The following is a 20946-nucleotide window of genomic DNA, read 5'->3' as shown; positions in this document are numbered from 1 at the left end:
ATGACCACACACGGTGCGACCACGCAAGGCAAGTTCCACAAGCGACTGAGCCTGACCGACCTGACCTTCATCGGCCTGGGTTCCATCTTCGGCTCGGGGTGGTTGTTTTCCGCAAGCCATGTGTCTTCTATCGCCGGCCCGGCCGGCATCCTGTCGTGGATACTTGGCGGCATTGCGGTGTTGTTGCTGGGGCTGGTGTATTGCGAACTCGGTGCCGCGCTGCCGCGCGCCGGCGGGGTGGTGCGCTATCCGGAATATTCGCACGGTGGCTTGCTGGGCTCGTTGACCGGCTTCATCACCCTGATCGCGTTTTCGAGCCTGATTGCGATCGAAGTGGAAGCGGCGCGGCAATATGCGGCGGCGTGGTTCCCGTGGCTGAGTCAGCCAGGCAGCAGCCATCCCAGCGTCTGGGGCTGGTTGGCGCAACTGGCCTTGCTGTTGCTGTTCTTCGTGCTGAACTACTTCAGCGTCAAGACGTTTGCGCTGGCCAACAACATCGTCAGCATCTTCAAGTTTCTGGTGCCGATCCTGGTGATCGTGCTGCTGATGAAGCACTTCAATGCAGGCAACCTGAGCGTGCATGGTTTCGCGCCGTCGGGCATGGCCGGGGTGGAAGCGGCGATCTCCGCCGGCGGCATCATCTTTGCCTACCTGGGGCTGACCCCGATCGTGTCGGTGGCCAGCGAGGTGCGCGACCCGCAGCGCAATATTCCCATCGCGCTGATCCTGTCGGTGGCGCTGTCCACGGTGATCTACGTGCTGCTGCAGCTGGCCTTTCTGGGCAGCATCCCGGCGGCGCAACTGGCGCAGGGCTGGAGCGGCATCGACAAGGCGTTTTCGTTGCCTTATCACGATATCGCGCTGGCGTTGGGCATGGCTTGGCTGGCGGCGCTGGTAATCTGCGATGCGATGGTTTCGCCCAGCGGCACCGGCAACATCTACATGAATGCCACGCCGCGCGTGGTGTATGGCTGGGCGCGTAGCGGCGGGTTCCTGCCGGTGCTGACGCGGGTGGATCCGCAATCGGGGATCCCGCGTCCGGCATTGTGGTTGAGCCTGGGCCTGTCGATCTTCTGGACGCTGCCGTTCCCCTCATGGGAGACGCTGATCGGTGTGGTGTCGGCGGCCCTGGTGCTGAGCTATGCGGTGGCGCCGGTGACGGTGGCTGCGTTACGTCGCAGCGCGCCGGACTTGCCGCGGCCTTTCTTCGTGCGCGGGCTGAGCGTGCTGGGGCCGCTGTCGTTCATGGTGGCCGCGTTGATCGTGTACTGGTCCACCTGGCCGACCTTGTCGTGGCTGCTTGGCCTGCAAGTGCTCGCCTTTGTCCTGTACGTGCTGTATCGGCTGCCTGCGCGCGAGGGCAGGGCGCGCTTGCTGCGCCAGGTGCGCGCATCGCTGTGGTTGATCGTGTTCTTCGTGCTGGTGATGGCGGTGTCCTGGGCCGGTACGTTCGGCGGCCACGGCTGGATCGCGCATCCGTTCGATACGCTGAGCGTGGCGGTGATTGCGTTCTTCATCTATCACTGGGGCGCACGCAGCGGCCTGCGCAGCGATGAACTGGCATTGGAAGAAGACGATGGCGAATGAGGCGCGGCGTGCTGCACGGGTCATGCAGGCGGCGCGCGTCATGGCCGCATGCATGCTGTGGCTCACCGCCAATGCGCAAGCCGCGCCAACGGTGGCCGACTACCAACGCTCGCTCGGCCTGCGCGCGCACTGGAGCACGCTGACCGAAAACGTCGCCTGGCCGGCGCAATGGCAGGACGATGGCACGTTCTATTACCGCAAGACCGTGCTTGGCGGCTTCGCCTTCGTCCGCGTGGACGTGGCCACGCTGCACAAGCAACCGGCCTTCGACCAGGCGCGCGTGGCGCAGGCGCTGCAGGCCGCCACCGGCACCGCCTATGCGGCGTTGGCGTTGCCGTTCGAGCGGTTTGCTTACTCGCAGGAAGGCGCGCGCGAAGACGGCGCGATCGTGTTCGCCATCGACGATGCTCCCTGGCGCTGCACGTTGACCACGTATCAGTGCGCGCCCGATGCCCCCAGCCGGCAGCCGCAGCTGCCGCAGCGACCGCGCGGCTTCGGCGTGGTGCGCGACCCGGACGTGGCGGCCGATACCACCCCGCGCCGCTCGCCCGACGGGCAGTGGGAGGCGCTGGCCGATGGCTGGAACCTGATCGTGCGCCGGGTGGCCGATGGCCGACTCGTGCAGCGCACCGACGATGGCCGCGCCGAGGATTATTTCGATCCGGACAGCATTGCCTGGTCGCCCGATTCGCAACAGCTGGCGGTATATCGGGTGCGGCCGGGCATTGCGCGCCGGGTGACGCGTGTGGAGGCCGCGCCGGCCGGACGCCTTCAGCCGATGGTGCATACCCAGCTGTATCCCAAGCCGGGCGATGCGGTGGATGTGGAACGGCCGGCGCTGCTGGCGATGAATGGCACGCGGCGCGTGGTGGACAACGCGCTGTTTGCCACGCCGTATTCGTTGTCGCCGCTGCAATGGCGGGCAGATGGGCGCAGCGTGAGCTTTGAGTATGTGCAGCGCGGCTTTCAGCACATGCGCGTGATTGCGGTGGATGCCCGCAGCGGGCGGGCGCATGTGGCCGTGGCCGAAGACGCGCGTACCTTCGTGTATGCGGACCGCAGCTTTCGTCACGATGTGGACGCGCATGGCAACGAGATCGTGTGGATCTCCGAGCGCGATGGCTGGCGGCATCTGTATCTGTTCGATGGACGCAGTGGCAAGCCCAGGCGCCAACTGACCCGCGGACCCTGGGTGGTGCGCGATGTGCTGAAGGTAGACGATGCACAGCGCCGCATCTGGTTCACTGCCAGTGGCATGGATGCGGGCAAGGACCCGTACTACCGGCAGCTCTACAGCGTGGATTTCGATGGGCGGAACCTTCACCGATTGACCACCACCGATGCCGATCACGATGTGGCCATTGCAGACGATGGGCGGCATTACGTCGATGTCTATTCGCGCCCGGACCTGCCGCCGGTGATGGAGCTGCATGCCATCGATGGCCGGCTGTTGCAGCAGGTGGAGCGCGGCAACATCGAGCGCTTGCTTGCCGCCGGCTGGCGTGCGCCGGAAACCTTCGTTGCCAAGGGCCGCGACGGCAGCACCGACATCTGGGGCATGGTGGTGCGGCCGCGCGATTACGACCCGCGCAAAAAGTATCCGGTGATCGAAAACATCTACGCCGGCCCGCACGACTCCTTCGTGCCGAAGACGTTCTGGCCGTTCGGCTATCACTCCGGCGGCGACAAGCAGATCGGCATGCAGGCGCAGGCCGATCTCGGCTTTATCGTGGTGATGATCGACGGCATGGGCACCGCCAACCGTTCCAAGGCCTTTCATGACGTGGCGTGGAAGAACCTGGGCGATTCCGGATTTCCCGATCGTATTGCCTGGCATCGTGCGCTCGCTGCAAAGGACCCGTCCTACGACATCAGCCGGGTCGGCATCTACGGCGCCTCGGCTGGCGGGCAAAGCACCTTGGGCGCGCTGGAACGTCACCCGGACTTCTACAAGGTGGGCGTGGCGTTTGCCGGGTGCTACGACAACCGCATGGACAAGATCAGCTGGAACGAGCAGTGGATGGGCTGGCCGGTGGACGCCAGCTATGCCGCTGCCTCGGGCGTGGTGAACGCGGCCAGGCTGCAGGGCGACCTGCTGCTGATCGTCGGCGAGCAGGACAGCAACGTGGACCCGGCGTCCACTGCGCAGGTGGTGGACGCCTTGGTCAAGGCCGGCAAGGACTTCGACCTGCTCAATGTGCCGGGCGGCGAACATTCGGTGGGCCGCTCCAGCGGGCCGATCGACTACGTGCAGCGTCGCCAGTACGACTTCTTCGTGCGCCACCTGCTCGGGCAGCCCACGCCGCACTGGAATTCATCCGCCCCGGAGGCTCGCTGATGCTGTTTTCCCGTTTATTCGCCTTGCGCCGGCGTGGCCGCGCGGTTGTCTGCCTGTTTGTGCTGTCGTTGCTGACAGCCGCGATGGCACCGGCAGCGTGCGCAGAAGAAATGCCGCGCTTCGTCAGCCAGAACGGCCGCCACGCGGTCTTCGTCGACGGAGCGCCGTACACCATCCTGGCCGCGCAGCTGCACAACTCCAGCGCGTGGCCGGCGGTGCTGCCCAAGGCGCTGGACGAGGTGGTGGCGCTGCATGCCAACACCGTGGAAGCGCCGGTGTACTGGGAGCAGTTCGAGCCAGCGCCAGGCCGCTTCGACACCACCAATGTGGATGCGTTGATCGCCGGCGCACGCAAGCGCGGCCTGCGCGTGGCCTTGCTGTGGTTCGGCAGCTGGAAGAACGGCCAGATGCATTACGTGCCGGAGTGGATCAAGCGCGACGACGCCACCTACCCGCGCATGCGCGATGCCAATGGCGAGCCGGTGGATGTGCTGTCGCCGCATGTGGATGCCAACGTGCAGGCCGATGCGCGTGCGTTCACCGCGTTGATGCAGCATCTGCGCAAGGTCGATGGCGAGCGCCACACGGTGATCCTGGTGCAGGTGGAAAACGAACCCGGTGCGATCGGCACGGTACGCGACCACGGCCCGGCCGGCGAGGCGGCGTTCGCACAACCGGTGCCCGCGGCGATCGCGCAGGCGCTGGGCAAGCCGCAGGGCAGCTGGCAGCAGGTGTTCGGTGCCGAGGCGGCAGAAGCCTTCAACGCGCATGCCACCGCCGCGTATATCGAACAGGTGGCCGCGGCCGGCAAGCGTGCGTATCCGCTGCCGCTCTACGTCAACACCTGGCTGCGCTACAAGGGCAAGCGTTACCCGGGCATGGATTACCCGTCCGGCGGCGCCACGGTGAATGTGTTCGCGCTTTGGCGTGCGGCCACCCCGGCGATCGACTTCATCGGCACCGACATCTACACCAGCGATTACAACGAATACACCAAGGTCATCGGCCAGTACGCGCGGCCGGACAATCCGGCCTGGGTGTCGGAGACTGGCTTCGAGGCGGCGACGGCGCCATACCTGTTTCATGTACTGGGGCAGGGCGGGGTAGGCTTCTCGATCTTCGGCATGGACGGCAACCCGGACAGCGAGGCCAATCGGGCCGCCACCGCCGCGCATGCGGCCAACTTCCAGTTGCTGGCGCCGTTGCAGCGCGTGTTGGCGCAGGCCGCATTCGAAGGCCGCCTGCAAGGCGTGGCCGAGCAGCCTGGCATGCCGCAGCGCACGCTGCGCTTTGGCGATTGGCAGGCCAAGGTGTCGTTCGGGGCGCCGATGTGGGGCGATGCGCCGGCGATCCTGCCGGGCAACGACGACCACGCCGGGCGGCTGCTGGTGGCGCAGCTGGGGCCGGAGGAGTTTCTGGTCACCGGCATGGCCGCGCGCATTGAATTTTTCCGCGAGGCAGCCGATACCCGTCATGGGCAACTGTTGCGGGTGGAGCAGGGGCGGTATGTGGACGGGCGCTGGCAGGCGGAAAAACAGCTCAACGGCGACCAGACCGACTACGGGCTCAACTTCGGCCGCGGTGGTTCCAGCAGTCCCGAACCGGTGGTGTTGCGGGTGCGGGTTGGAGCCTATTGACGGATGCGGGCGCTACGGCGACTCCGTTCGTAGGTTTGCCAGCATGCCCTTGCCCGTAGTGCCTCACTCCATTGAATTTCCCGCGGTCCCTCACTCACTTGCGTACCGGAGCCACCATGAGCATCAGCAGCATCGCCAGTTCCGGAATGCAGGTCGCCGCGTTGCGTCAGCAGGTGGCCGCCAGCAATGTCGCCCGCCAACCGGTGGATGGCAGCCCGCGTCAGTCCGTGACCGCCAGCACGCAGGCCAATGGCGGTGTGGCGGCCAGCGTGGTCGATGCCGCGTCCGATCCGTCGGCGCCGGTCACCGATCTGGTCGACGGGCTGTCGGCGCGCAACGATTTCCAGGCCAATGCCACTGTATTGCGGCGCTCCGACCAGATGCTGGGCAGCCTGCTGGACGTGCTGACCTGAGCAGCTGGATGGGACAAACGCCGGTTGTCGATCTGGTGCTTGGGGTACACGGCCGGCGAGCTAGTCCCGCCTGGTGACACCTGGTTAGATGCACGCTCTGCATGTCTGAGTCAGCAGATTGATGGCTGCTGCTGATGCGGGTATCGAGAAACGACTCAATAGTGCGCTTGTCTTGTCTGCGGACGAACGGACTATGCGGATAGCCTGCAAACGTAGAGCGGCTGATCTGTCACCTGGCTGCAGGGCCCTTGCCCGCCCACCATCGCGGGACACGCCATGAATCCGTCCATGGAGGCTCTTACGCGGCATCCATGCCGCGTAAGGTCCCGCGACGGTGGGCGGGCAAGGGCCAGTCGAGAGGGTCGGTGTGCATGGTTTTCAGTAAAGCAGCCAGCAAACTGTCTGGCGCGGTGTCCTCGCCGCACCGAGCTGTTGATTCAAACATCCGAGCGCGGCCAAACAACGCCACCATTCCAGGTCTCGACTGCGTTGTGGGTTGCGTATCGAGGGCTTGGAAGTGCGGATGGATCAGCGGTAGAGCAGTCGATCTGGTGCTTGGCTGCCGGGCCCTTGCCCGCCCACAATCGCGGGACACGCTGCAAGTACGTCCATGTAAGCTCTTACGCGGCATCCATGCCGCGTAAGGTCCCGCGACGGTGAGCGGGCAAGGACCAGTCACGATGGTCGGCGTGCATGGTTTCCAACAAGGCAGCCAAGCGACTCTTAGCTGCGGTGTCCTGCTGGTTGTGGGACCGTGTGGCGGCATGGATGCCGCCACACAGCCCCCAGGGACGGTTTCACGGCGTGTCCCGCGAGCGGCGAGGGCACCGCGCACTCGACGCACCGAGCTGTTGATTCAAACATCCGAGCGCGGCCAAACAACGCCACCATTGCAGGTCTCGCCTGCGTTGTGGGTTGTGTATCGAGGGCTTGGAAGTGCGGATGGATTAGCGGTAGAGCAGTCGATCTGGCGCTTGGCTGCCGGGCCCTTGCCCGCCCGCCGTCACGGGACACGCTGCTCCCGCAAGCGGCGAGGGCAGCGCACGCTCTACCGACCAGGTGCTTGATTCAGGGCCTCACGCTGTGTTCGTTGTACGCACTGCCGGTCACTTCCCGTCGGTGCCCAGTACCTTTTCCGCGTCGACAGTATCCACGCCCTGCAGTTGCCCCAGCAGATTGTCTAACCAGGGCTTGTGCATGGCGCCGACGACTGCCCGCACGCGCGCACCGGGTTGCTCGGCAAAGCTGGCGCGGATATTCGACACCATGCGCAGGTTGCGGATTTCCCAGCCGGATACGTAGCGATAGCCGTAGTGTTGCGGCGAGTTTTCGCTCAATGCGGCGCGAAAATCCACCGCAATCGCCAACTGCTGACTGGCCGGCAGGTTGATTGCGCGATAGAGCTCCAGCAACTTGCCTTCGCTGGCAAGTTGGTCTTCGCGCTCACGCATGGCCTGCGCACGCGGCGCAGCTTTGTCCCACGCGGCCTGGATCGCCTTGCCATAGGCGACAGGATCATCCAGGTCCACGTTGTCGCCGGTGTGATCGTCCACCGGGTAGACGCGCTGCAGGCCAAGGCGTGCCGCCAGGCGTGCAGCAATCTGCTGACTTTCGTTTGGGCGTTTCTCTGCGCTGCGCAGCTGTGCCACCAGCGCGACATCCAATCCGTCGCCGGCCCGCTGCTCGGCCTGCGCAAGCTGCAACCACTGCACCAACGCAGACGCCGGGTCGCCCGAGGCCAGGAACAGCGCGGTGAGTTGTCGGCGTTGCGCCGCTGTGGGCAGGCGCGGCCAGGTCTTGAGCATTGCACGCACCTTGCCGATGGCGGCGGGAGCATCCAGCCCGGTCGCGTGCGCTGCCTCGCTGGTGTCCGGGCAATAGCTTGCGGTGTCCTCGGGCAGATACACCGCAGGATGCCGTCGCATCAGGTCGCAGGTTTCCCCGGACAGGTTTTCGATGGTGATGATGGTCGGCTTGTAGGCCGCCAACCGGTCCAGCACCGGTTGCAGCCGCGCTGCACTGATGTCGCTACCGGCGGGCAACTGCGACAGGTGCACGCTGCCGAGGACCAGCACCTGGGTGCGTGGCGCGGCCATCTCGGCATCCAGCTGCGACAGGTCCACCTGCGCTTGCGCGATACCGGGTGCGATGAGCGCCAGCAACGCGATGCACAACCGGCGGGAGTGCAGCAACGTGGTCGACATGGATGCTGTAGCAGAACGCGACGCTGCCGCGTCGACGCGGTTCGACTTGCGGGGTGCTCGGGGCTGCATGACGGTCCTTGCGGGTAATCGTATTTGCGCCGCCGCAGGCCCACCCTGCGGCAGTAAACGTGCGGCGAGTGTGGCCGATACCGCCGCACCGAACCCGGCCGGAAAGTCATGCAGCCAAATGGCAGGGATAGCGCGGGCGCATCCTTCGGTCGTGCCTGCCCGGTGCCGGAGCATCGACCGCGGCGCGCTTCAAGCACCGCGTGCAACAGGTCGGTGGCTACGTCAGGCAAGTCTGGATGACTTGCTCCCAACCACGTGCCGACTGCTAGTGCGTCGTGCATCGCGCATGTGGGCGAACGGCAACGCAGCACATGCTGTTTGCAGTGACCGCCAAGGTCCATCCATCGCCGGCAGGCAGGATCGATGTGCCATGCACTGCAGTACGAACTCAGCGGCTGTGCGGCATTGGGAGATGCCGGTGAGCCCATCAACGTAGCCAGTCCAGCGGCGTCCATGCACGCCTCAGACCATGTGACTGAGGCCAACGTTGCCCGCATGCCGCAAGGTCGTAGCAGGCACCCCAGTACCCGCCAACGGCTTGGTCGGTATGCAGATTTCCGCACCTGCGTCGGAGCGCTGCCACAAGACGTCGCGGGCGCGGGCGCGCAGGATGCGTCAAGACCATTCAAGGGCGCGACGATGGACCGGAGAACCTTTCTGCGGCAGGGCATGGCAGCGACCGCGGCCGTGGGTGCAGGCGCGGCGCTGGCGGGTCATGCGGTGTCGGCCAACGTGGCCGCATCGCCCGCAGCATTGCGACCGCGGCTGGAGGCCTTGCCTTCAGCCGCGCACGTGGGCAGCAAGCTGTGCAGTTTTGAACACCTGCAGCAGCAGTGGACCGTCTACGAGCATCTCGACGACCCGCAGGGCCAGCTGACGCTATGGACCGACAGCGGCATGCTGCGCCTGGACAAGCGCACCGAGCCGGCCTACCCGGCCGAGGGCAAGCCGTACTTCGGCATGCCGCTGGCACAGGTGGCGATGGCCGATGCCGACCTGCTCGCCGATCGCTTGCTGCGCGATGGCGACCCGGACGAGGCGCAGGTGCGCGATGTCGCGCCACCGCCGGCCTCGTTGCTCGACCCCAAGGACAATGGCGGGCGCTGGCCGTGGACCACCTTCGTCGGCACGCGCGAAAGCCTGGACACCATGCCGATCCTGCCCAACGGCCGTAGCCGTACTTCGCGGCCGGAACATGCCTTCACCGAACTTGGCGAAGAGGCGCTGATCAAACGGCGCGAAGAAGGCATGTTGGGCGGTTGGATGCCGGCGGTGCGCAAGGTGATGCGTCGCGAAGGCGAGGGCGATGCCTGGTACGACGTGCTGGTGTTTGCCGATGTGCGTGCCAGCGACCGCTTCGTGGTGCAGACCTGGCACCGCACCATGCAGGTCCGCAGCGGGCAGATCGTGGCGGTGCACTACACGCACAGCTATCCCGCATTCGGCGGCGTGCGCACCGCGGCCACTGCCGAGCACTTCTACGCAGCGTTGATCGATTTCGCCGCGTATTGGCAGCAGGCCATGGAGGGCACGGTGCAGGCGCAACTCCCCGATGCCAGCTGGAACGCCATGGCGCAGTTCGCCTTCGCGCGCGAACTGGTGGTGCGCCCGGGTGGCGACTACCCGAAGTACGGTGCGGTGGAGCGCGACTATTACGGCAACGAGTACGACGGCTTCCAGGACACCTTTACCAGCTCGCTCTACGCCAATCTGGAATGGGGCCGTTTTGCCCAGGCCGCTGCGGTGCTGGACAACTATTTCGATGCGTTCGTGCAGGACGACGGCCTGCCGAACATGCGTGGGCCGGAGGTGGGGCAATTCGGCCTGACCTTGTCGCTGTTGGCGCGCTACCTGCGCTACACCGGCGATGCGGCGCGCTTGCGTCGATTGCTGCCCAAGATCGCGGCCACTGCGCAGGTGTTGTGCACGTTGCACGACCAGGCCTTGGCGTTGCCGCGCAACGCGCATGGTCACGGCTTGTTGCATGGCTGGAACGAATCCGATGCCTGCCTGTTCCCCGATCCGTCGCTGTGGTGGAAGCCGTACTACGCCAACAGCGCGCTGACCATTCGCGGGTGGGAAGACATCGCGCAGGTCTGGGGCACGCTGGGTGGCGATGCGGCGGTGGCAACGCAATGGCAGCGCCGCGCAAAGCAACTGCGCACACGGCTGCACGCCAGCCTGCGCGCCAATGTACGGCGCGATATGTCGCCACCGTATGTCGGCCCGTTGCCGGGCACCCGACTGACGTTTCGCCAATCGTTGCTGCAGGAAAAACCCAGCGAGCAGCAGTGGCCGCATCGCGCCTATGCCGAGTTGCTGCAGGCCGATGTGCTGCCCGACGATCTGGCTCACCTGGTGATCGACTGCCTGCGCGGCCATGGCGGCACCAGCATCGGCGTGGTGGCCAACATCGCGCCACCGGAGCCGGGCAGCCGCGATCTGCTGGGCTTCATTTCCTACGGGTATGCGCAGCAGCTGTTGCGCCTGGATCGCATCGAAGAGTATCTGTTGTTCGTCTACGCGCACCGGTACCAGGTGCATACGCGTGGCAGTTGGACGGCAGGCGAGGTCAGCGGTATCACCGGTGGCATGCCGCTGTTCTGCATGCCGGCGCAGATGACCATCCCGCTGCTGTTGCGCTGGATGCTGGTCAGCGACGATAGCGCGGGCGAGCAATTGTTTCTGGCGCGCGCCGTGCCGCGTGCATGGCTGGCTAGCGGCGAAGCGGTGGGCATGACGGCGGCACCGACGCGCTGGGGTGCCGTCACGCTGCGCTTGCGCACCGATACCGCCGCACGCCGCATCGATGCCCAGGTGCAACTGCCCGAGCGCGCTCCAGAGCGCACCTGGCTGACGCTGCGCGCGCCAGCCGGTACGCGGCTGCAACGCGTGCTGGTCGATGGCCAACCAGCCCGTCTGCAGGGCCCGCATGCGGATCGGGTTGGGTTGTCGCACAGCGCTGCAGCGGTGCAGGTGCAGGTGCAGGCCTGGTACGGGTGATGCACGGCGTTGCCGTGCCGACATCCAGGCGCGGCGCTTGCTGAGTGCGGCGCTCGGCATCGAATGCCGGATCCTGCGCGGTCGGTAACAAGGTTACTTTTCATGGTGTCTGCAGGGGGCATGCCATAACGCTCGCCCTGTAGCGATCGATACCGCCACTGCGCTGCCATCAGGCGCGCATGGTCGATCCGGCAGTTGTCGGTTATAAGCGACAACCGCTTCCCCTGCGTCGCCGCGCTTTATGTCGACAGTGTGGCAAAAGCACGTGAATTTCCGCACGCGTGCCGGATAAATTCGTCAAGACGCTGGCGCGTCGTTGCTGCAAGATTTTTTTGCGTGGCTTGCGCTGCATTGGTTACGTGCTCTCAGGGGGAGAGCAGCAGCATCGTCGTCCTGCCTTGCCGGTTGCCGCGTCGCGCGGCAATTCACTGATGTCGTCCGTGTCGTGATTCGTCTCTGGTCTTGCGCTGCTGCAGTGCGGCGTGACCGTGCGCGCAGGTTGCCGTTTTCCCCTAAAGCACAAGGAATTCCGATGTCGCCACGCCGCTCCGCCCTGTTGTCGCAGTGCCGTGTCTCCAGGCGTCGTCCGTTGATCGATGCGATCGTGCTGGTCTTGTCCATCGCTACCGCGCCGGCGTTCGCGCAGCAAGTCGGCCAGACCGACGACGATGCCACCCAGACGCTGGACCGCGTCAATGTCACCGGCACCCACCTGCGTCGTGTGGATGCGGAAACCGCCAGCCCGGTCATCGTGATCGACCGCCAGCGCATCGAAGACAGCGGGCAAAACACGCTCGGCCAGTTGCTGCAGCAGCTCCCGGCGATGTCCGGCTTCATGCCGGGCCCGGCGCTCAACTCCGGCTTCAGCCATGGCCGCGCGCTGGTGTCGCTGCGCAACCTGGGACCCGAGCGCACCCTGGTGCTGGTCAACGGCCATCGCATGGCCGGGCCGGCCAGCAGCGTGGCGTCCGCACCGGGCGTGGATGTCAACGCGATCCCGGTGGCGATGGTGGAGCGGGTGGAGGTGCTCACCGACGGTGCCTCGTCGGTGTATGGCTCCGATGCGATCGGCGGGGTGGTCAACATCATCCTCAAGGACAAGTACGACGGCTTTGCGGCGACGGCCGATTACGCGCAGAGCACGCACGGCGATGCCAACAGCCGCACGCTGGGCGTGGAGTGGGGCAAGACCTGGGACCGCGGCGGGCTGATCGTGGGGCTCTCGCAAAACTCGATGAACCCGGTGTTCAACGGCGACCGCCGCTACGCCGCCAAGTTGGTGGAGTTCTTCAACGGGCAGGTCAGCGAGGTCCGCGGCGGCAATACCCGTGCATTCCTCAACGATGGGCGTCGCGTGACGCCGGCCGACGGGGTGCCGCCCGGCCCGGTCGACCAAACCGCGTTCCGCCCCTACGATCCGGCGACCGACAGCTACAACGCCTACGACGGGCAGTATCTGATCACGCCGATCAAGCGCACCAACGCATCCTTGCACGGCAGCTTCGACATCACCCCGGACATCCAGGCATACACCGACGTGTTTTGGACGCGCAGCAAGACCACCTCGCAGCTGCCTGCGTTCGGCATGGAAATGGAGGGGGCGGTCGACAATTACTACAACCCGTTCGGCGATCAGCTAGACCGCTACGTGCTGCGCTCCACCCAGGCCAACACGCGCGTCTATACCGCCACGATGTTCCAGACCAACATCGTGGCCGGCCTGCGTGGGCGCGTGCAAGGCACCAGTTGGCAGTGGGATGCGGCGGCGGGGTATGCACGCTACAAGGACACGCTGGTGCGCACCGGCTTCTCCATCACCTCGGCATTGAACAACGCCACCGGTGCCTCGTTCCTGGACAGCGATGGTGTGGTCAAGTGCGGCACGCCCGGCGCAGTGATCGCCGGCTGCACGCCGATCAACATCTTCAACCCCAACGACCCGGCCACCATCGCCGCGCTGCGCGGCACCCAGCGGCCGGTGGACCTGATCGACGAGAGCCAGATGCGGTTTGTCGACATCAGCGCCAACGGCGATCTGTTCAAGCTTCCTGCCGGCGCGGTGCAGGCAGCGGTGGGTCTGGTCTATCGCAGCAACAAATTCGCGCAGGGCACCAGCAGCGAGGTGGCCGCCGCCGACGCCGATGGCAACTGCGATTACAACGATGGCTGCATCCTCAAGCAAGGACGCGACGAATCGGTGCGCGAGGCCTACGCCGAGTTGTTGGTGCCGTTGCTCAAGGACGTGCCGTTTGCCAGCAGCTTGAATCTCAATCTGGGCTCGCGTTATTCCAAATACGATGCCTGGGGCAACACGACCAATAGCAAGGTGGCAATCGAGTGGCGGCCGATCGCCAATCTGCTGGTGCGCGCCACCGGCTCGCAGGTCTTCCGCGCCCCCGCGCTGGGCGATCTGTACGGCTCGCCCTATAACGCGGTGATCGACACCACCGGCGATTTCGAGGACCCCTGCAACGGCTATGCCGGCGCTGCACCCAATCCGGCCTGCGCCAACGTGCCCAACGATGGCAGCTTCAGCAACACTGCGCAGTTCAACGTGGTGACTTCCGGCGCCAACAATGTCGGCTTCCAGCTCAAGCCCGAGCGTGGCCGCTCCTACAACGTCGGGGCAGTGTACGACCCGGACCAGGTGCGCGGCCTGTCGCTCAACGTGGACAGCTGGCGCGTGGTGCTGGAGGACATGCTGACCGGCGTGAGCCTGCAGCAAGTGGTCAGCGATTGTTTCGAAGGGCGAGAAGCAGCGTTTTGTCCGCTGATCCAGCGCGATGCGACCGGGCAGCTGACGCGCGTGTCGGTGCCGTTCGCCTATAACACCGGCAAGGTCGATATTCGCGGCTACGATGCCGGCATCCACTACACGCTGCCCGGCACGGCGTGGGGCAGTTTCGCTGCCGGTCTGGATGCGACGTTCTTTTCCGATTATCGCTTCGCTGGCGATGCGCACAATTACGTCGGCGAAAATTCCAGCTGGGGCAACATGCCGCGCTGGCGCGCGGTGGCCAATCTTGCCTGGGACCAGGGGCCGTGGCACGCAAGCTGGAGCACCCGTTACCTGGGCCACACCGTCAACGGAAGCCAGTACGAGGATTTCTGCCTGGATACCAATGCCGACGGCAGCTGCCGCTATTTCCGGATCGGCTCGATGGTCTATCACGATGCGTCGCTGAGCCGAAAGCTGGAAACCCTGCACAGCACGCTGGCGATGGGCGTGGACAACCTGGGCAATCGCGCGCCGCCGCGGTTCTACAGCTACTCCAACGCTGCCAATACCGATGCCACGACCTACGACACCCTGGGACGCTCGTTCTGGGCGCGGCTGCGGGTGGAATTTTGAGCCGGATGGGAGCTGCATTCCGAGCATGCTGGAAGGCGAGCAGTGCTGCTTTGGTGCGCAAGGCCGAGCGCAGGCAGTGGCCCTGCGGACAGCGCTTGTGGCTGCCACGCCCGACATCCGGCCAGCGTGGGAGTACGCGCGACTTTAGCCGGGGCCGTCGTCGCCAGATCGGGCCTGAGGTTGCGTGCCCAGGACCCTGCGCAAGCAGGGTCGGGCAGGTGGTCATCGCATGGGCGTGGTGGTTAGCGCAGCGTTCCCAACGACAGGCCAATCAGTTGCACAGTGCCTTCTACGAAGCCATTGCATGCGCACGTTGCGTGTGTTGATGTCGCCGTGTCGCAACGGGCGCGGCATGCGTGCGGGTTTGGCCGGGTTGCTCTGGGCCGGCGCGGTGGCAGGGATGGCGGTGGCGATCGCAAAGCCGGCACAGGACGCGCTCATGGCTGTCGCCAATGCGGACATCGGCTACCCGCATTTCCATGGGCTGGCGCATCCGGTGCCCGACAGCGGCGTGGCCTTCGCACCCGGTGGGCAACTTGCCAGGATCTACGCTGCCGATCTCGCGCGAGGGGCAGGGCAGGCTGCGGGCAACGATTTCTGGATCGACCGCATGCTGGTCCGCGAAGGCACCGGCGGCGGCTACGATGACAAGAACGATTGGCTGTTCACCCGAGGCCGCGCGGCCTTTCTGGCCACGCACAAGCCCGAGATTCCCGGCTTCGTCGGCCAGGTGGCGTACTGGCATGCCACCGACTACGACGCCTTGTTGCGCATCCTCTCCAAGCAAGGCGACCGTGCAGTGCAATGGACCGAGCGCCCGCAACAGCGCCGCCAGACGCCCAGCTATTTCAGCACCGTGTTCGAGGATGCTGCGGCAGGCGTACGGATGCATCTGGTCAAGTACATCACCGAGCAGAACGTGGCGGTGGCCAGCATTGTGCTGTCCAGCCTGGACGGCGCGGCGCATACGCTGTCGGTGCAGGCGCTCTCGCCGCTGGCCCCGCATGCCGCTGGCACGGAGCTGACCGGCGCGTTCGATGCCTACAACGCCATCACCACGGTGTTTGCGCGCCTGTCCGGCGATGGCTTCCGGGTGGACGGCAACCAGCTGGTACGCGAGGTGGCGGTGCCTGCCAGCGGCCCGGCGCCAGCGCTGAAGCTGCAATTGGGCCTGCTCACGCACGAACTGCCGCAGGCGCAGGCCGAGTACACCCGCATCGCCGCGCAGTCGCCGCAACAGGCCTACCGGCAGCACGTCGCCAGCTACAACCGCTGGTGGGTGGACAACGTGCCGTATCTGGACACGCCAGAGCAGAACATCACCAAGAGCCTGTTCTATCGCTGGTGGGTGCTGCGCTTCAACTTTCTCGATGCCAACGTGCCGGGCAACGACTACCAGTTTCCGGTCGCCATCGAGGGCGTACTGGGCTACAACAACGCCATCGTGCTGACCACCGGGATGTTCCTGGACGATCTGAAATACCTGCGAGACCCGAGCTACGCCTACGGCAGCTGGCTCAGCGCAGGCGAGACCGCGGGCGGCGGCAAGTACACCGACAACCCCGGTTCGCCGGAAAACTGGTCCAACTCCTACGCGCAATACATCACCGCCGCTGCCTGGCGCTCGATGCAGCTGCATGGCGGCCCGCGCGCACTGGCCGCAAAACTGGCCCGCTACGGCAGCGGCGATGTGGACGGCGTACTGGCTGCCTACGATCTCAACCACAACGGCCTGATCGAATACGACTGGGCAGCGATGACCGGCAACGATGCCGATGCGGTGTCGTTCGACTGGGCGGCCAAGCACGGCGAAATCCGCATGGATCGCACCGAAAGCGCCTATGTGTACGCCAATGCGCAGGCCGCGGCGCAGGCAGCGCAACTGGCCGGCGACAGCGCAACCGCGCAGCGCATGCAGGCGACCGCAAAACGCATCCGCCAGGCGGTGCTGGACGTGCTGTGGCAGGACCACAGCGACAGCGCCGACTCGGTGGGCTTGCACGGCGAGCTGCTCAAGCATCGCCAGGCCAAAGGGCCGCGCCTGCCGGTGGACTGGAAGGAAACCAACAACTATTACCCTTTCAGCGTGGGCCTGATGCCCAAGCAGGGGGAGCCGGACTACGACCCCAAGTACGTGCGCGCATTGCGGCTGTTTGCCGATGCGGCGCATTACCCGCTGTTTCCGTTCTATACCGCCAACCAGGTCGATCTGCAGGCGCGCGGCAGCGGCGCCGATTCGGGCAGTAACAACTTTTCCACCATCAACGCCACCGTGGCGTTCCGCCTGTTCGGCGAGGCGCTGCGCGATTACCCCAGCCCGTTCCTGAGCGCGCGCAGCTACCGCAAGCTGCTGTACTGGAATGCATGGGCGCCCTATATCGACGGCGACAACCGCTACCCGGACCAGAACGAATTCTGGGCCAGGGGCAGTGCCGGCGATGGCGGCAAGATCGGGTACCGCTCGTGGATTCACCACACCCAGCTGGGGGCGACCAACTTCACGATGATCGAGGACGCGATGGGCCTGCGCCCACGCAACGACGACAGGATCGAGCTGTATCCCATCGACATCGGTTGGGACCATTTCGCCGCCGACAACCTGCGCTACCGCGATCGCAATCTGAGCATCGTCTGGGACCGCGACGGGCGCCATTACAACGGCAGGGCCGCGCAGGGCTATAGCGTGTATCTGGATGGCACGCTGGCGTTTCGCGTGGACCGGCTTGCGCATGTGATCTACGACCCGGCCAGCGGGCAGGTGAGCGCAGCGCCGGACGCGGTCAATGGTAACGGCGCGGTGCAGGTGCTGGAGGCGCATCCGGCGCAACTGGCGTCGATGGCGCAGGTGCCGATCGCTGCCGATTCGCGCCTTGCCCGACTGCTGGACAAGGCCGGCGTGGATGCGACGCTGCCGGCCACCGCCACCACGAATCTGGCAGAAGGCGCACAGGTCACCGCCAGTTTTGCCACCCCAGGGTTTGCCGCCACCGCGGCGGTGGATGGCAGTACCGCGAATACCCCGTTCTGGGGCACCGCCGGTTCGCTGTCTGCCAGCGACTGGATCGCGCTGGAGCTGGGCCAGCCGCGGCAGGTGGATCAGGTGGTGCTGTATTTCTACCGCAGCTCCGCCCCGGCAGGCGTGCAGCATGGTTTTCCGTCGGGCACCCATCCCGGCTACGCCGCGCCGTGGATCTATGCCGTGCAATACCAGGACGGCGCCGGCAACTGGAAGACCGTTCCCGGGCAGGTGCGCGATGCGGCGATCGCGGTGGGCAACCGCAACCGGGTGCGCTTTCCGGCGCTGCGTGCGCAGGCGCTGCGCGTGGTGGTGACCCATGCCGGCAGTGCACGCACCGGCATCAAGGAACTCCAGGTCTTCGACAGTGGCCTGGCCGCGCCTGCGGTTGCCGGCAATGCACCGCCGCAGGTGCAGGCATGGCAGCTGGACGATCCCGGTGCCGATGGCGCGGTGATGGTGAACGGCCGGGTGGGCGATGACGGCTTGCCCAACGGCGCGTTGCAGGTGCGCTGGCAGATGCTGCAAGGCCCGCAGGGTGGCGATGCGGTGTTCGAAGATCCTGCCGCAGTGCATACGGCGGTGCGCTTCACGCGTCCGGGCGCGTACACGGTGCGGCTGGCCGCCAACGACGGTGCGTTGGACGGCCACGCCGACGTGCAGCTGCTCGCGCCCGCCGCGCCAGCGCTGCAGAGCGTGCCCCTGCACGCGCTGGCCACGGTCAGCGCGCAACTGACCGGCTCGCAGTACCGCGTGCAGGCGCTCAACGACGGGTTCGTTCCCGCAGCGGGCAGCCAGCCGAAGGGCAGCCGGCGCTGGGGCAGTTACGGGAGCGAACAACCGGCCACGCTCTGGCTGCAGTACCAGTGGCCGCGGCCGGTGCGGCTGTCGTCCAGCACGCTGTACTTCTGGAACGACCAGCCCCGCGGCGGGGTGGCCGCGCCCGCCAGCTGGACGTTGCAGGCACTGCACGACGGCCGCTGGCAGGACATCGTCGCCGACGGCGGCTATCCGATTGCCGCCGCTGCCAGCAGTGCCGCCAGCACCGCCCGCTTTGCGCCGGTGGTCGCCACCGCGGTGCGTGCGGTGCTCGCCACCCAGCCCGGCGCCGACGGGCGCATGCCCATCGGCGTAGACGAATGGCAGGTGCACTCGGAGTTGCCCACGCGCGTGGAAGCGATCGACCTGCGTACCGCGCCCGGCCAGCTGCCGGTGTTCCCGCCGCAGGTCGATGCCTTCTTCGCCGATGGCAGCGTGCTGCCGGTGGCGGTGCAGTGGCCGGAGTTGGCGGTCGAGCGGTTGGGCAGCGAGGGTACGGTGGAGGTGCAGGGGCTGGTGGAGGGCGTGGTTCCGGTCAAGGCCATGGTCTGGGTACGCGCCACGCCGCCGGGGCAGATCAATACCGTGCAGGCCTTGCCCGAGGTGAGCGCAGTCGCAGGGCAGGCGCCCACGCTGCCGGGCTTTGTGAGCGTGCAATACAACGACGGCTCGCGCGAGCGCCTGCCGGTGCAATGGCCGGCGCTGGCGCCGGTGCGTTACGCGCAACCCGGGCAGATCGGCCTGACCGGCACCGCGCAGGGGCGGGCGCCCACCGGGACGGTGTCGGTTCCCCTCAAGGTGCAGATCAAGCCAGCCAGCACGCCGATCCGGCGCCAGGGATCGACCCGGTGATCGGCAGCCTGGCGCGCACCTTGGCGCTGGCCGGCGGGTTGTGGTTGGCCGCATTGGCCGCCTATGCGGTGCCGCCGCGGGGTGTGCCGCTGCATGCGCCGGGCAACCCGATCCTCGCCGATGGCAGCACCTATTCGGCCGACCCAGCGCCGTTGGTGGCCGATGGCAAGCTGTACATCCTGGCCGGGCGCGACACCGCGCCACCGGATCGCAACGCCTTCGTCATGCCCGGCTGGCAGATGTTCGTCAGCAGCGACCCGGCCGGCGGCCAGTGGACGCATTACCGTGATCTGCTGCGCCCGCAACAGGTGTTCGCCTGGGCCGACCAGCGCCATGCCTACGCAGCGCAGATCGTGCGCGGGCCGGATGGCCGCTACTACCTGTATGCGCCGGTGCAGCAGCGCAACGCATCCAGTCCGGATCCCTTCGCGATCGGCGTGGCGGTGGCCGACAGCCCGCTCGGCCCGTGGACCGATGCGCATCCGCAAGGGCCGGTGGTGTCGCAGTCGGTGCCCAACTGCAACACCATCCAGAACATCGACCCCACGGTGCTGGTCGACGACGATGGCCGCGTGTATCTGTACTGGGGCACCTTCGGTGCGTTGTTCGGGGTGGAGCTGGAGCGCGACATGGTGAGCTTCAAGGGCACGCCTGTCGCGGTGGACACGCTCAAGGGCTATTTCGAAGCGCCATGGCTGTTCAAGCGCAACGGTGTCTATTACCTGGCCTACGCGGCCAACACTGCCGGCCGCGAGTCGGCGTGTACGCCCACGCTGTATCACGCGTGCATCGCCTATGCGAGCGCACCCACGCCGCTGGGGCCGTGGACCTATCGCGGCATCGTGCTGCCGCCGGTGTCCTCGACCACCTCGCATCCGGGCATCGTCGCCTTCAAGGGGCAGTGGTATCTGGTCTACCACACCGCCGATGCGCGCGGCGGCGGGCATTTCCGCCGCAGCGTGGCGATCGATCCGCTGCAGTGGGACGACAGCACCCAGCCGGCCGGCATCCGCACCGTCATCCCGAGCCAGCGCACGCAGCCAGCGCTGCCGCCACAGCGCAATCAGGCGCCGTCCGCCGTGGCCACCGCGTCCAACGGCCCGGATATTCCGCTGCAGTACTGGATGGCCGCGCTCAACGATGGGGTGGTCAAGGCCAATCCGCTGCCGCCGCAGCTGTGGGGCAGCTGGACGCCCGACAATCCGCCACGACACTGGCTCCAGTACAGCTGGGCGCAGCCGGTCACGCTGGACAGCAGCCGCGTGATGTTCTGGGCCGATCACCCGGCCGGCGCGCAGGTCGGTGTGGCGCCGCCGGCGCGCTGGCACCTGGAATACCGCCAGGGCGGGCAATGGCATCCGGTGCAGACGCGCGAGCGCTACGGTACCCGCACCGATCGCTACCAGGCGGTGTCGTTTGCGGCAGTCAGCACGCGCTGCGTGCGCCTGCTGATGGATGCCTCCGGTCAACCCGGCAGTTACGCCGCGCTGGCCGTGCAGGAGTGGGAAGTGCTGGCACCGCACCCGCAACCTTTGCCGGCTGCCGGCGACACCGACAGCAGCCGCTGCGATGCGCCGTGAGCGTAGTGACCCAACCAGAATGAGGCATGTCGTGCGTACGAACCCCGCGTTGTCCCTCCGTTGCCGCGCGCTGTTG

General features: G+C 66.4%; 9 protein-coding genes. 8 read left to right on the top strand and 1 reads right to left on the bottom strand.

The annotated features are described in order from the left end of the window. The 4 genes from FHY19_RS00935 (at position 1) to FHY19_RS00920 (ending at position 5975) form a co-directional block, all read left to right on the top strand. Positions 1–1587, top strand: coding sequence for an APC family permease (locus FHY19_RS00935; RefSeq protein ID WP_259160887.1), 1587 nt, complete (start codon positions 1–3; stop codon positions 1585–1587). Then, on the top strand, positions 1577–3925 hold the full coding sequence (locus tag FHY19_RS00930) for a S9 family peptidase (protein ID WP_259160885.1): 2349 nt from the start codon (positions 1577–1579) through the stop codon (positions 3923–3925). Before FHY19_RS00935 ends, FHY19_RS00930 begins: the two co-directional genes overlap by 11 nt. Next, positions 3922–5562 (top strand): DUF5597 domain-containing protein, encoded by a 1641-nt coding sequence (locus FHY19_RS00925; RefSeq protein ID WP_259163772.1) that lies wholly within the window; start codon positions 3922–3924, stop codon positions 5560–5562. Before FHY19_RS00930 ends, FHY19_RS00925 begins: the two co-directional genes overlap by 4 nt. A 116-nt stretch (positions 5563–5678) precedes the next feature. After that, a complete protein-coding gene (locus FHY19_RS00920) occupies positions 5679–5975 on the top strand; it encodes a hypothetical protein (protein WP_259160883.1) in 297 nt (98 codons plus the stop codon). 1106 nt (positions 5976–7081) lie between these two features. On the opposite strand, the gene FHY19_RS00915 is transcribed toward FHY19_RS00920, so the two are convergent. Next, positions 7082–8179 (bottom strand): DUF5694 domain-containing protein, encoded by a 1098-nt coding sequence (locus FHY19_RS00915; RefSeq protein WP_259160880.1) that lies wholly within the window; start codon positions 8177–8179, stop codon positions 7082–7084. A 708-nt stretch (positions 8180–8887) separates the two neighbouring features. On the opposite strand from FHY19_RS00915, the gene FHY19_RS00910 reads away from it, so the two are divergent. The 4 genes from FHY19_RS00910 to FHY19_RS00895 all read left to right on the top strand — a co-directional run bounded on the left by FHY19_RS00910 (position 8888) and on the right by FHY19_RS00895 (position 20870). Continuing rightward, complete coding sequence (locus FHY19_RS00910) at positions 8888–11251, top strand: Tat pathway signal protein (protein WP_259160878.1); 2364 nt, start codon at positions 8888–8890, stop codon at positions 11249–11251. Positions 11252–11783: 532 nt separating this feature from the next. Next, the gene (locus tag FHY19_RS00905; RefSeq protein ID WP_259160876.1) at positions 11784–14603 is read left to right on the top strand and encodes a TonB-dependent receptor; all 2820 of its coding nucleotides are present in this window, start codon (positions 11784–11786) and stop codon (positions 14601–14603) included. Between the two features lie 352 nt (positions 14604–14955). Then, complete coding sequence (locus FHY19_RS00900) at positions 14956–19290, top strand: Ig-like domain-containing protein (RefSeq protein WP_259163764.1); 4335 nt, start codon at positions 14956–14958, stop codon at positions 19288–19290. After that, positions 19287–20870, top strand: coding sequence for a family 43 glycosylhydrolase (locus tag FHY19_RS00895; protein ID WP_259160874.1), 1584 nt, complete (start codon positions 19287–19289; stop codon positions 20868–20870). Before FHY19_RS00900 ends, FHY19_RS00895 begins: the two co-directional genes overlap by 4 nt. Positions 20871–20946 lie beyond the last annotated feature (76 nt).

The organism is Xanthomonas sp. 4461, from assembly GCF_024806475.1.
GTDB lineage: Bacteria > Pseudomonadota > Gammaproteobacteria > Xanthomonadales > Xanthomonadaceae > Xanthomonas > Xanthomonas arboricola_F.
The sequence above is the reverse complement of the archived record's forward strand: the minus strand, read 5'-3'. Positions and strand labels throughout refer to the sequence as shown.